At 68.0% G+C, this 12,553-nt stretch carries 14 protein-coding genes and 1 pseudogene; 8 read left to right on the forward strand and 7 right to left on the reverse strand.

Translation table 11 applies throughout. From position 1 onward, the window contains the following. The 5 genes from WU80_RS21870 to WU80_RS21890 all read left to right on the forward strand — a co-directional run. The coding region (locus WU80_RS21870; protein ID WP_156371815.1) for a phosphotransferase family protein at positions 1 to 519 on the forward strand (519 nt) is incomplete at its 5' end. Between the two features lies 1 nt (position 520). Further along, entirely contained in the window at positions 521 to 1,285 is a 765-nt protein-coding gene (locus WU80_RS21875) for an SDR family NAD(P)-dependent oxidoreductase (RefSeq protein ID WP_055405304.1), read from the forward strand. 17 nt (positions 1,286 to 1,302) lie between these two features. After that, positions 1,303 to 2,610 carry an acyl-CoA dehydrogenase family protein gene (locus WU80_RS21880; protein ID WP_055405305.1) on the forward strand — a complete coding sequence of 436 codons (1,308 nt, stop codon included), beginning with the start codon at positions 1,303 to 1,305 and terminating at the stop codon, positions 2,608 to 2,610. After that, positions 2,607 to 3,218 carry a TetR/AcrR family transcriptional regulator gene (locus WU80_RS21885; RefSeq protein ID WP_055405306.1) on the forward strand — a complete coding sequence of 204 codons (612 nt, stop codon included), beginning with the start codon at positions 2,607 to 2,609 and terminating at the stop codon, positions 3,216 to 3,218. The genes WU80_RS21880 and WU80_RS21885 overlap by 4 nt, the downstream gene beginning before the upstream one ends. Continuing rightward, positions 3,218 to 4,189, forward strand: a complete 972-nt coding sequence (locus tag WU80_RS21890; RefSeq protein ID WP_055405307.1) for an NADPH:quinone oxidoreductase family protein — start codon at positions 3,218 to 3,220, stop codon at positions 4,187 to 4,189. The genes WU80_RS21885 and WU80_RS21890 overlap by 1 nt, the downstream gene beginning before the upstream one ends. Here the strand turns inward: WU80_RS21890 and WU80_RS21895 are convergent. Next, a complete protein-coding gene (locus WU80_RS21895) occupies positions 4,179 to 6,059 on the reverse strand; it encodes an alkyl/aryl-sulfatase (RefSeq protein WP_197281329.1) in 1,881 nt (626 codons plus the stop codon). The two genes, WU80_RS21890 and WU80_RS21895, sit on opposite strands and share 11 nt — an antisense overlap. Before the next feature lie 162 nt (positions 6,060 to 6,221). Between WU80_RS21895 and WU80_RS21900 the strand changes: the two genes are divergently transcribed. Beyond that, entirely contained in the window at positions 6,222 to 6,698 is a 477-nt protein-coding gene (locus WU80_RS21900; protein WP_055405309.1) for a lipoprotein LpqH, read from the forward strand. Here the strand turns inward: WU80_RS21900 and WU80_RS21905 are convergent. The 6 genes from WU80_RS21905 to WU80_RS21920 all read right to left on the reverse strand — a co-directional run bounded on the left by WU80_RS21905 (position 6,691) and on the right by WU80_RS21920 (position 11,076). Continuing rightward, on the reverse strand, positions 6,691 to 8,196 hold the full coding sequence (locus tag WU80_RS21905) for a cell wall metabolism sensor histidine kinase WalK (protein WP_055405311.1): 1,506 nt from the start codon (positions 8,194 to 8,196) through the stop codon (positions 6,691 to 6,693). The two genes, WU80_RS21900 and WU80_RS21905, sit on opposite strands and share 8 nt — an antisense overlap. A gap of 100 nt (positions 8,197 to 8,296) precedes the next feature. Then, positions 8,297 to 9,001, reverse strand: coding sequence for a two-component system response regulator TcrX (gene tcrX / locus WU80_RS21910; protein WP_055405310.1), 705 nt, complete (start codon positions 8,999 to 9,001; stop codon positions 8,297 to 8,299). Positions 9,002 to 9,153: 152 nt separating this feature from the next. Next, entirely contained in the window at positions 9,154 to 9,309 is a 156-nt protein-coding gene (locus WU80_RS26475) for a DUF6131 family protein (RefSeq protein ID WP_197506511.1), read from the reverse strand. After that, positions 9,306 to 9,569: a hypothetical protein gene (locus WU80_RS25615; protein ID WP_082459989.1), complete on the reverse strand. Its 264-nt coding sequence runs from the start codon at positions 9,567 to 9,569 to the stop codon at positions 9,306 to 9,308. The genes WU80_RS26475 and WU80_RS25615 overlap by 4 nt, the downstream gene beginning before the upstream one ends. Before the next feature lie 103 nt (positions 9,570 to 9,672). After that, entirely contained in the window at positions 9,673 to 10,083 is a 411-nt protein-coding gene (locus WU80_RS21915) for an MmcQ/YjbR family DNA-binding protein (protein WP_055405312.1), read from the reverse strand. A gap of 51 nt (positions 10,084 to 10,134) precedes the next feature. Continuing rightward, on the reverse strand, positions 10,135 to 11,076 hold the full coding sequence (locus tag WU80_RS21920) for a class I SAM-dependent methyltransferase (protein WP_055405843.1): 942 nt from the start codon (positions 11,074 to 11,076) through the stop codon (positions 10,135 to 10,137). A gap of 199 nt (positions 11,077 to 11,275) precedes the next feature. Here WU80_RS21920 and WU80_RS21925 point away from each other — a divergent pair, with 199 nt between their 5' ends. Beyond that, positions 11,276 to 12,274, forward strand: a complete 999-nt coding sequence (locus tag WU80_RS21925) for a phosphotransferase family protein (RefSeq protein ID WP_231633887.1) — start codon at positions 11,276 to 11,278, stop codon at positions 12,272 to 12,274. A 19-nt stretch (positions 12,275 to 12,293) separates the two neighbouring features. Further along, positions 12,294 to 12,553, forward strand: a pseudogene (locus WU80_RS21930) (hypothetical protein); the annotation flags it as partial.

A 12,553-nucleotide genomic window follows, 5' to 3' on the forward strand; every position in this document is an offset into this window, starting at 1 on the left:
TGGCTGGCCTTCCTCGACGCCTACAGGGTGCGCGAGCTGCCCGGGCTCGAGGAGGCCGCCGACTGGCTGCGCAACAACCGCCCGGCGCATTACCGGCCGGGCATCATGCACGGCGACTACCAGTTCGCCAACGTGATGTTCGCGCACGGGGAGCCGGCGCGACTGGCCGCGATCGTCGACTGGGAGATGACGACCGTCGGCGACCCGTTGCTGGACCTGGCGTGGTGCCTGCTCGGCTACGACGGAGAGGAGCCCCGCGCCGACGGGTTCTATCTGGACATGGGCGGCATGCCCAGGCGCGGCGAATTGCTCGAGCACTACGAGCAGATCAGCGTGCTGTCGACGGAGAACATCGACTATTACCTGGTGCTGGCGAATTGGAAGCTCGGCATCGTGCTGGAGAAGACCTATGCGGCCGGCGTGCGAACCGGCAAGGTGGACTCCAAGATTCAAGGCGCCTTCGGGGCGATGATCCCCCAGCTCATCGCCACGGCGGCCGAGCTGGCGAGGGCACACTGAAATGGCTTACGTGGAGCGGCTTTTCGACCTCACCGACCGGGTGGTGCTGGTCACCGGCGGCAGCCGCGGGCTGGGCCGCGAGATGGCGTTCGGCGCCGCCCGCTGCGGCGCCGACGTGGTGATCGCCAGCCGCAACATGGACAACTGCGTGGCCACCGCCAAGGAGATCGAGGCCGAGACCGGGCGCGCAGCCATGCCGTATCAGGTGCACGTGGGCCGCTGGGACCAGCTCGACGGCTTGGTCGAGGCGACCTATGACCGGTTCGGCAAGGTCGACGTATTGATCAACAACGCGGGCATGTCGCCGCTGTACGACAAGCTGACCGACGTCACCGAGAAGCTGTTCGACGCGGTGGTCAACCTCAACCTCAAGGGCCCGTTCCGGTTGTCGGCCCTGGTTGGCGAGCGCATGGTGGCGGCCGGACGCGGGTCGATCATCAACGTGAGCACGGCCGGATCGCTGCGCCCGACACCCGACATCGTCCCCTATGCCGCCGCCAAGGCCGGCCTCAACGCCATGACCGAAGCCTTGGCGAAGGCATTCGGGCCGGCGGTGCGGGTCAACACGCTGATGGCCGGCCCGTTCCTGACCGACGTGAGCAAGGCCTGGAACCTCGAGGCCGCCCACGGCAAGCCGTTCGCGCACCTGGCCCTGCAGCGGGCCGGGGACCCGGCCGAAATCGTGGGCGCCGCAATGTTTTTGGCGTCCGATGCGTCCAGTTTCACCACCGGCTCCATCCTGCGCGCCGACGGCGGAATCCCCTAGCAGATAGGAGCGATCGAATGTCTTGGGACTTCTCCACCGAACCGGAATTTGCCGAGAAAATCGACTGGGTCCGCGAGTTCGTCCGCCAGGAGGTGGAACCCCTCGAGGTGCTGTTCCCGGGTTGCGAGTTCCTGCCGCTGAACGACGAGCGCCGGCGCATCGTCGATCCGCTCAAGCAGCAGGTCCGCGACAAAGGCCTGTGGGCACCGCATTTGGGCCCCGAACTCGGCGGTCAGGGCTTCGGCGCGGTGAAGCTGACGTTGATCAATGAAATCCTGGGCCGCAGCCCCTGGGCGCCGATCGTGTTCGGCACCCAGGCGCCCGACACGGGCAACGCCGAGATCATCGCCCGCTTCGGTACGCAGGAACAAAAGGACCGCTATCTCGCCGGACTGTTGTCCGGGGAGATCTTCTCGTGCTTTTCGATGACCGAGCCGCAGGGCGGGGCCGATCCGCGAGTCTTCCGCACGCGCGCCTTCCGTGATGGCGACGACTGGGTGATCACCGGGCGAAAGTACTTCTCCTCCAACGCCTCCGTCGCGTCCTTCTTCATCGTCGTCGCGATCACCGACCCGGACGTGCCCGTCCACCGCGGCGCCTCGACCTTTCTGGTGCCGGCCGGTAGTGATGGGCTGACCATCGAGGCCACCCATCACCTGGTCGGCGCGCTGCCCCACGAGCCCGGGCACTCGCTGGTGCACTACGACGGGGTCCGGGTGCCGTCGGACGCGCTGCTGGGCGAAGCCGGGCAGGGCTTCATGATCCTGCAGACCCGGCTCGCCGGTGGGCGCCTGCACCACGCGATGCGCTCGATCGGGGTGGCCCAACGCGCGGTGGAGATGATGGCCCGGCGCGCGAAAAGCCGCTTCACACAAGGTAGTTCACTGGCCGACAAGCAGCTGGTGCAGGCGTTCATCGCCGACTCCTACACCGAGTTGATGCCGTTCCGGTTGGCGGTGCTGCACGCGGCATGGCTGATCGACACCGCCGGGGAGCACGCAGCCCGCGCCGAGATCGGCGCGTGCAAGATACTGGCGTCGCAGGTGCTCAAATCGATTGGGCTGCGCGCGATCCAGGTGCACGGCGCCCTCGGCACCACCGACCAGCTGCCGCTGGTCAACGTGCTGCTCGGCGGGGTTGCGCTCGGGCTGGCCGACGGGCCGACCGAGGCCCACAAGGTGAACCTGGCCCGGCTGCTGCTCAAGGGGTACGAGGCCGAGGACGCCGAATGGCCGAGCGAGCTGCTGGACATCCGGCGCGAGGCCGCCCGGTCCAAGTACGGCGACCTCATCGACCGGGTTCCGGCGCTGCCCGATTCGCCGTGACCAGCAGGGTGACCGCGGCGGTCGAGCGGGCGCTCGACGACCGCCAGCGCGAAGCCACCGAGGAGGTCGAGCGCATCCTGGCCGCCGCCGTGCGCGTCATGGAACGCGTCGCGCCCGAACCGCCGCGGGTCAGCGACATCGTCACCGAGGCCGGCTCGTCGAACAAGGCGTTCTACCGCTATTTCGCCGGCAAGGACGAACTGATCCTGGCCGTGATGGAACGCGGGGTGGGCATCGTGGTGTCCTACCTCGAGCACCAGATGGCCAAGGAGCCGAAGCCCCGCGACCAGGTCGCGCGCTGGATCGAGGGCACGCTCGCGCAGGTGGCCGACCCGCACCTTATCAGCATGAGCCGCGCGGCCGCCGGGCAGATGTCGGCCGGCACGAATTGGCGGGCGGCGGATCAGGAGATGATGCGGCCGCTGCGCGATCTGCTCGTCGAACCCGTTGCGGCGCTGGGCAGCAACGACGTCGAGCGGGACGTGGAGGCCGTGTTCAGTTGCACGGCGGCGACGATGCGCCGATACGTGGGCTCGGGCGACCGGCCGAAGCCCGACGACATCGCACACCTGGTGCAATTCTGTCTACGCGGCCTGGGGGTCAGTTGATGCGCGCGGTCGTCTGCCGTTCCTACGGCACCCCGGAAGATCTGGTTCTCGAGGACGTCGACGATCCCGTGGCCGGTCCCGGGCAGCTGTTGGTGCGCGTCCACGCCGCCGCCGTCAACTTCCCCGACGTCCTGTTCATCGCCGGCAAGTATCAGGTCAAGATCCCGCCGCCGTTCATCCCGGGCAACGAGATCGCCGGTGAGGTGATTGCCGCCGGCGACGGCGCGCCGTTTCGCCCAGGGCAGCGCGTGGCCGGAACCACTTTCGGGGCGTTCGCCGAGCAGGCGTTGCTGGACGCGAGCCAGGCGACGCTCGTCCCCGACGACGCCGACTTCGCCTCGGCGGCCGCCTTCGGCGTCACCTACCGCACCGCGTATCACGCGTTGCGCTCGACCGCCGCGGTGGCGCAAGGGGATTGGGTGGTCGTGCTGGGCGCGGCGGGCGGCGTGGGGCTGGCCGCCGTCGACCTGGCCGTCGCCCTGAAAGCTCGGGTGCTCGCCGCGGCGTCGAGCCCCGACAAACTCGAACTCTGCCGCCAACGCGGCGCCGAGGCGACCGTCGACTACGACCGGGAGGACTTGAAGTCACGCATCCGCGAGCTCACCGGCGACGCCGCCAGGGTGGTCATCGACCCGGTAGGCGGGCCGTACGCGGAGCCGGCGCTGCGCGCGCTGGCGCGCGGCGGCACCTTCGTCACGCTGGGCTACGCGGCCGGGACGATACCGGCCATCCCGCTGAACCTCGTTCTGCTCAAAGACATCTGCGTGCGCGGCATGGAGATCCGCACCTTCATGGCAGACCATCCCGACGAGGCCGTCCGCGACATGCGGGAATTGTCGGAAATGTTCGCCGCCGGAACGATCCGGCCGTACATCGGGGCGCGATTCCCGTTGTCCGACACCGCCGCCGCGCTGCGGCATGTGGCCGACCGCAAAGTGCTGGGCAAAGTCGTCATCGACGTCACGGCGTGACGATGTTGAAGCTCGGGTCCGGCTGGTCCAGCACCCCCAAGAAGGCCCGTAGCGCGTCCTGATCGCCCGATATCTGCAGGCCGGGCGAGGCGAAGTCGCCCAGCGCCGCCGTCAGGATCCGAGACTTGCTGTCCAGCTTGACCGTAACGGTGGCCGTCGCCGGATCGGCCGCCGCCCTGCGGTACACCAGCACCCCGTTGCGCAGGGTGAGCCGGTAGTTGACGTCCAGATCCGTAAAGGCGATATCGATCGCGACATCGAGATCCCAGCTTCTCGGCCCGTCGACCCGGATGGCGAGGCTGTCGAAGATCTGCTCCGGTGTCAACTGGGACAGCATCGTGGGCGAGGCGACCTGAGCCGCGGTGCCGAAGTTGCCGCTTCGCAATTCGGTTGCGCCGCTGAGGAAGAAGTTGCGCCAGGTCGCGTTCTCCGCGCCGTAGGCCAGCTGTTCGAGCGTGTCGGCGTACAGCTCGCGGGCACCGGCGTGCCCGTCGTCGGCGAAGGTCGCGTGATCCAGCAGCGTTGCCGCCCAACGAAAGTCGCCGGCGTCGTACGCCGCCTGAGCCAGGCCCACTACCCGGTCGATTCCACCCATCGCCTCAACGTAACGCGGCGCGAGAGCCTCCGGCGGATGCGGCCACAACCGGCCCGGGTTGCCGTCGAACCAGCCCATGTAGCGCTGGTAGACCGCCTTCACGTTGTGGCTGACCGACCCGTAATAACCGTGGGTGTGCCAGGCGCGTTCGAGCGCGGGCGGCATCCGGAACATCTCCGCGATCTCAACACCGGTGTAGCCCCTATTGAGCAGTCGCAGCGTCTGGTCGTGCAGATAGGCGTACATGTCGCGTTGCAGGGATAGAAACTCGACGATGCTGTCCCGGCCCCAGGTCGGCCAGTGGTGCGAGGCGAACACCACGTCGGCGCGGTCGGCGAAGGTGTCGATCGCCTCGGTGAGGTAGCCGGACCAGGCGTGCGGGTCGCGCACCAGCGCGCCGCGCAGCGTCAGCAGGTTGTGCAGGTTGTGCGTGGCGTTTTCGGCCATGCACAGCGCGCGGAAAGCCGGGAAGTAGAAATGCATTTCGGCCGGGGCCTCGGTGCCGGGCGCCATCTGGAATTCGATCTCCACGCCGTCGATGGTGTGCTTCTCGCCGGTCTCGCGGATGTCGATGGTCGGGACGATGATCGCCACCTCGCCGGTGGACGGGGCCTGGCCCAGCCCGCAGCCCACCTGGCCCATCGGGCCGCGCGGCAGCAGGGAGCCGTACATGTAGGTCGCTCGGCGCGTCATGGCCGGGCCGGCGTAGACGTTCTCCTGCACGGCGTGCTCTACGAAACCGTCCGGCGCCAGCACGGCCACCGCACCGGAGTCGACCTCCGCCTGCGAGGTGACGCCCAGGACGCCGCCGAAATGGTCGACATGGCTGTGCGTGTAGATCACCGCGACGACGGGGCGGTCGCCGCCGCGGTGCGTGCGGTACAGGCCGAGGGCGGCGGCCGCGACCTCGGTGGAGACCAGCGGGTCGATAACGATGATGCCGGTGTCCGTTTCGACGAACGTGACGTTGGAGATGTCGAGCCCACGGACCTGGTAGATGCCCGGAACCACTTCGTAGAGGCCTTGTTTCGCGGCCAGCGTCGACTGCCGCCACAGGCTGGGGTGCACCGACGTCGGAGCGGGGCCGCCGAGGAAGGAGTACGCGTCGTTGTCCCACACCACCCGTCCGTCGGCGGCCTTGATGACGCACGGCGACAGGGCGGCGATGAAGCCACGATCGGCGTTGTCGAAGTCCGCGTCGTCATCGAATGGCAGCGCGTGCGCGCCGTGTGCCGCCTCGATGACCGCGGTGGGGCGTTTGTGTTCCACGCCAATACATTGCCATTGCGCGGCCATTCCGCACAGCGTTCATTGGCAACCGACCAATGAACATGCAAACAATTACCTCGAACCCTAGATATTGAGTCCAGTTAACCCGCATACTGCCCAGACGGCCCTCAATGCCGAGGGTCGCAACTTTCGGGCGAAGGAGAACACGTGAAGCGTGGACTGATGGTCGCGGCGGTTGGAGCGGCAGTTCTAGCCGCCGGTATTTCCGGCTGTTCCAGCAACAAGTCGAGTTCGGGCGGTTCGGGCACTAGTTCGGCCATCAACACCTCGGCGGGCGCTGCCAGCGGAACCAAGGTCCTCATCGACGGTAAGGACCAGAACGTGAGCGGCTCGGTCGTGTGCACGACCGCAGGCGGCAACGTGAACATCGCGATCGGCGGTGCGGCGACCGGAATCGCCGCCGTTCTCACCGACGCCAATCCGCCCCAGGTGAAATCGGTTGGGCTGGGCAACGTCAACGGCGTGACGCTCGGCTACACCTCCGGGACCGGCCAGGGCAACGCCTCCGCCGAAAAGAACGGCAACAGCTACAAGATCACCGGCACAGCCACCGGGGTCGACATGGCCAACCCGATGCAACCGGTGAACAAGCCGTTCGAAATCGACGTCAACTGCTCTAGCTAGCTGAGCTCGCGGGCGGTTGCCACCCGTTCAGTGGCAACCGCACCGTGAACTCGGTATGGCCGGGTGAACTTTTCACCGCGATCGTGCCGTCGTGCGCCTTGACCACAGCGGACACGATCGCCAGACCCAGTCCGGTGCTTCCGCCCTTGCGCGAGCGCGAGGTGTCTCCGCGGGCGAACCGCTCGAACACTTCGGACTGCAACGCCGCCGGGATGCCGGGTCCGTTGTCGATGACCTGCAGCACGGTGTGTGCCGGCTCGGTGGTCAACCGCGTGGTCACGACCGTGCCCGCGCCGGTGTGCAGGCGGGCGTTGGCGAGCAGGTTGGTCAGCACCTGGTGCAGCCGGGCGCCATCACCCGTGACGATCACGGGCTCCTCGGGCAGGTCGAGCTCCCACTGATGGTCTCCTCCGGCGACGTGCGCGTCGTTGACCGCGTCGACCGCCAGCCGCGACAAATCGACCGGTTCGCGCTCCAGCGGCCGGCCGGAATCCAGGCGGGCCAATAGCAGCAGGTCCTCGACCAGGCGCGTCATCCGTTCGGTCTCGGAGGCCACCCGGCTCATGGCGTGGGCTATTGCCTCCCGGTCCCCGCCTTCGCGGTCCATGCGCTGGGTGAGTTCGGTGTAGCCGCGGATCGCGGCCAGCGGCGTGCGCAGTTCGTGACTGGCGTCGGCGACGAACTGGCGCACCCGGGTCTCGCTCGCCTGCCGCGCCGACAGCGCGGCCGCGATGTGGTCAAGCATCCGGTTGAGGGCCGATCCGAGCTGGCCCACCTCGGTGGCCGGGTTCGCGTCGGATTCGCGGACCCGGACCGGTAGCTGGACCTCGCCGCGGTCCAGCGGCAGGTCGGCCACGTTGCTCGCGGTCTGCGCGACGCGACGCAGCGGCGCCAGCGCCCGCCGGATGATGATCACCCCGGCGATGGTCGCGGCCGCCAGCGCTATCACGGTGACGATCGCGAAGATGATCAGCATCCGGATCAGGGTGGCGTCGACATTCGACATCGACAGGCCGGTGACGATGGTGTCGCCGCCGTTTCGGCTCGGGGCCGCGACCACCCGGTAACGGCCGAGGCCGTCCAGGTTCAGGGTCACGGGCGCGCGGCTGTCGGCGATCTGTTCCAGTTGGGTCTGGGCGGTTGAGGTCAGCGCGGCCCGGGTCCCACTGCTGGTGAGGTAGCCGGCATCGACCGTCTTGCCGTGGTTGATCACCGCGGCGACCATGCCGGCCGGCTGACCGGGGGCGTCCAGGAATCGGGGGCCCGGGCCGGGCCGCTGATAGTAGGAGTGGTCGCGCCGCGGCCGGTTCGGTTCGGGATACATCAGTGCCGAGCGGAACGACGTGCCGGCGAGTTGGCCGTCGAGCTGCTTCACCAGGTGATGGTTCAGCGCCAGCTCGGTCACCGCGGTGATGCCGACGCACACGATGGCCAGCACGACGATCTGCCCGACCAGCAGCCGCAAGCGCAGCGACCAGGCCCGGCGCGAGCTGGCCAACGGTCGCAACCCGCGGCGCCCGGCTTCGCCGGGCTTGCGATCGCTCCTAGCCAACGGTCGCGACCCGCGGCGCCCGGCTTCGCCGGGCTTGCGATCGCTCCTAGCGGGCCGGCTTGAGGACATAGCCCGCGCCGCGCAGCGTGTGGATCATGGGCTCGCGGCCGTTGTCGATCTTCTTGCGCAGGTACGAGATGTACAGCTCGACGATGTTGGACCGGCCGCCGAAGTCATAACTCCACACCCGGTCGAGGATCTGGGCCTTGCTCAGCACCCGCTTGGAATTGCGCATCATGAAGCGCAGCAACTCGAATTCGGTGGAGGTCAACGCGATCGGCTCGCCCGCGCGGGTGACCTCGTGACTGTCCTCGTCGAGCACCAGGTCGCCGACCACCAGTTGCGCGCCGCTGTCCACCGTCGTCACGCCGGTGCGCCGCAGCAGCGCCCGCAGCCGCAGCACCACCTCTTCGATGCTGAACGGTTTGGTGACATAGTCGTCGCCGCCCGCGGTCAACCCCGCGATGCGGTCTTCGACGGCATCCTTGGCCGTCAGCAGGAGCACCGGCAGCTGGGGGTTCTCCTCGCGCAGCTTGTGCAGGACGTCGAGCCCGCTCATGTCGGGCAGCATCACGTCGAGGACGACCACATCCGGGCGCTGGGCGCGGGCCGCGGCGATCGCCGATGACCCGTCACTGGCCGTGGCGATGTTCCAGCCCTCGTACCGCAGCGCCATCGACACCATCTCGGCCAGGACGGACTCGTCGTCCACCACCAGAACGTTGATCGGATTGCCGTCGGCGCGACACATGACAACCCGCTCGACGGATGCTCGCGGCTGTGTCACACGTTCCAGTATGCGCACCGCGCTGAGCCGTGGCTATGGCTTACCTTTGCGCTGCCTGTGAACGGGATCGCGCGACTGCCCGGCAGTCGCGCGATCCCGTTTTCCCGGCGAGGTGGCTAATACCAGTAGCGCCGGCCGGCGACCGGACGCCCGACGGAGCCCATAATCCACAAGATGGCCCCGATAACGAGCAAGACGATACCGAGTACCCACAGCAAATGGATACCGAAAACAAATCCGAGAATTAACAGGATCGCACCGAGGACAATCATGACACTTTCCTTAATGTGAGGGGTTCTATGCTGCTGGGCATCGAGCTGGGCTGCGGGACATGGCAATCCTTGACTTTCGGGTTGACGCCCGCGTAATTCAAAGGGCCCGCGACCACGGTCAACGCGATGTTTCCAGCCGTGACACAACTGGTTGAGTCACCCTTGAAGTAATCGCGTTGCCATGCCGCAAAAACCCCGATCAGCAGCCATACCAAGGCAATGGTGCCGATGATTCCGCTGCCACGCATGGTGACCTCCAATGTGGACGAGAAAAATTTCTCGTGGACGGTAGTTACCCATTCGACTTGCGTCTAAACATGGCCCGGGATGAATTCGGCAGTGCCCCAGCGGAGCCCGCGGGGATCAGGCGTGCTCGGCGAGCCATGCGGCGGCCCGCCGCTTGGAGGCCCGCGAAAGCCACGCGTCCTGGATGAGCTCGACCAGCTCCGTCCGGCCGATTTCGCCGAGCCGGGCGGCTCGCACCAGCACCGAGGGATGCCCGTCGAAATGGTCGGTGCTGAAGAACGGTGACGCGGGGTCCTGGATCAACGCCAGCTTGTCGCTCTCGGACTCCACCCAGAGCATGATCACGTCGGCATATCGTTCGCCGGTGTCGGGATCGGTGGCATCGGGCTGCGGCGTGCGGAAGAAGACGAAAGACTTGCCGCCCACCTGATAGATCGCGTTGCCCTTCGGGCCCTCCAGACGCTGCACGTGCGGCATCGACGCGGCGATCTCGTGCACGTCGCGCACTCGTGCCGGTCGATCAGCCACACCGGTGAGGGTAGCGGCCATGCGCGCGTGGGCGTTTGAGTGTCGTCCGCCCTAGCCGCGGCGCTGCGCGGAGACATACAGCGTGGGGGGCATCGCATGCTCGGATCCCTGCGGTACGCGCCGGCCGTAGCGAGCCATCAACTCCGAAAACGTCGCCGTGGCGACGTCCCAGCCCCGTTCGCGCAGCCAGCCGTCGACCGGCGTGCGCTCCTCCGCGTACCAGAGGTCGTCGAAATCGGTGATCTCGGCGTCGACCAACTTGGCCGCCGCGGCACGCATGCGCTGCATGTCCTCGCGCTGGCGCCGGACGACGTCGGGGTCGGTGAAACCCTCACCGGGCACGTTGGAGGCGAGCCAACTGCCCTGCGCGCTCAGCGAGTGGACGCGCTCGAACAGCAAGTCCTGGGCCTGCGCGGGCAGGTAACGAACCAGGCCCTCCGCCGACCAGGCCGCCGGCCGCGACGGCTCAAACCCGGCCTCCCGCAACGCCGTTGGCCAGTCCTGCCGCAGATCGATGGCGACGTTCACCAGTTGCGCCTTGGGTTCGGCGCCGTGCTCGCGCAGCGTGTTGGACTTGAACTCCAGCACCTTGGGCTGGTCCAGCTCGTAGACAACCGTGCCGTCCGGCCAGGGCAATCGCCAGGTCCGCGCGTCCAGGCCGGCGGCCAGGATGACCACCTGGCGGACGCCGGCGTCCGCCGCGCCCAGGAAAAACTCGTCGAAAAACGCTGTGCGCGTGGCCATGAAGTCGATCATCAGCTGGATCCGCGACCCCACTTCCGGCTCCAGCTCCACCGCCTTGGCCAGCGCCGCGGGATCCGCGTAGATGCTCCACATGCCCTCGCCCGCGGCGTCCACGAACACCTGCGCGAAGGGATCGTTGATCAGGGGATCCTCGCTCGCCGTCTCGGCTGCCCGCGCCGCGGCGACGCCCAATGCGGTGGCCCCCACGCTTTGGGTGATGTCCCAGGAGTCGTTGTCGGTACGCGGCATCGCCAGTTCCTTCCAGGCCCGAGAGTCAGTTAGTTCCGCACACTATTGTTCCAGCCTCCGCCACCCCCGGCCGCGTTCAGGCGGTGACTTACGCTCTTTCCCAGTGGGCCCACAGGTTGCCGAAGGGAGCGCCGCGATGACGCGCACGCCGCACGAACTGGCCGTGGCCGGGGTCGACCTCGACGCCGTAGCGACGTGGATGTCCGAGCGGGGGCTCGGCGAGGGCCCGATTCAGGATGTTTCCGCCGTCACCGGCGGCACCCAGAACGTCATGCTGCGGTTCACCCGGGCCGGCCGGCCCTACGTGCTGCGGCGCGGGCCGCGGCACCTGCGCCCGCGGAGCAACAGCGTCATCCTGCGGGAAACGAAAGTCCTTGCCGCACTGGCCGGCTCCGATGTGCCGCACCCGCATCTGATCGCGGCGTGCGCGGACCCCGGCGTGCTGGGCGACGCCGTCTTCTACCTGATGGACCCGGTCGACGGGTTCAACGCCGGCGAGGGGCTGCCGCCGTTGCATGCCGGCGATCGAAGTGTGCGGCACGGCATGGGCCTCTCGATGGCCGACGCGCTGGCCAAGCTGGGCGCGGTCGACCATGTGGCGGTGGGTCTCGCCGACTTCGGCAAGCCGGAGGGCTTTCTGGAACGCCAGGTGCCGCGCTGGCTTTCGGAGCTGGACTCCTACAACGAGTACGACGGCTACCCCGGGCCCGACATCCCGGGCATCGAGGAGGTCTCGAGCTGGCTGGACCGCCACCGGCCGACAACCTGGACACCCGGCATCATGCACGGCGACTACCACGCCGCCAACGTGATGTTCTCCCGCACCGGGCCGGACGTGGTCGCGATCGTCGACTGGGAAATGTGCACTATCGGCGACCCGCTGCTGGACCTGGGCTGGCTGTTGGCCACCTGGCGCCAGCCCGACGGCTCCAGCGTGTTCAGCCACGCCCTGGGCGGTCAGGACGGGCTGGCCAGCACCGACGAGCTGTTCGAACGCTACGCCGCCAACACCACCCGCGACCTGTCCCACATCACCTGGTACACCGTGCTGGCCTGCTTCAAGCTGGGCATCGTGATCGAGGGGACGCTGGCGCGGGCCTGCGCGGGGAAGGCCGAAAAAGAGGTCGGCGATCAGCTGCACGCGGCCACGGTGCACCTGTTCGAGCGGGCGCTGCGCCTCATCGACGGCGCGGCCTGATCCACTAACATCTGCGTTCGTGCCTTACCCCGAGGAACCCGACTACTACTCCGAGCCGACCCAAGCCGCGTATGGCGGGTACTACGACGAGCCGGCGCCCGAGCCGGAGCCGCCCACCCCGTGGTACCGCCGTCCGGCGGCGCTGGTCGCGGCCGGCGCGCTCGGGGTGATCGTGCTCGCCGCGCTGGTGTTCGCGGTGGTCAAACTCGCTACCGGTTCGCCCGCCCACGGCCCGGCGGCGACGACAACGACCACCACCACCACCGTTCCGTCCACCAC

This window comes from Mycobacterium sp. UM_11, assembly GCF_001414075.1.
GTDB lineage: Bacteria > Actinomycetota > Actinomycetes > Mycobacteriales > Mycobacteriaceae > Mycobacterium.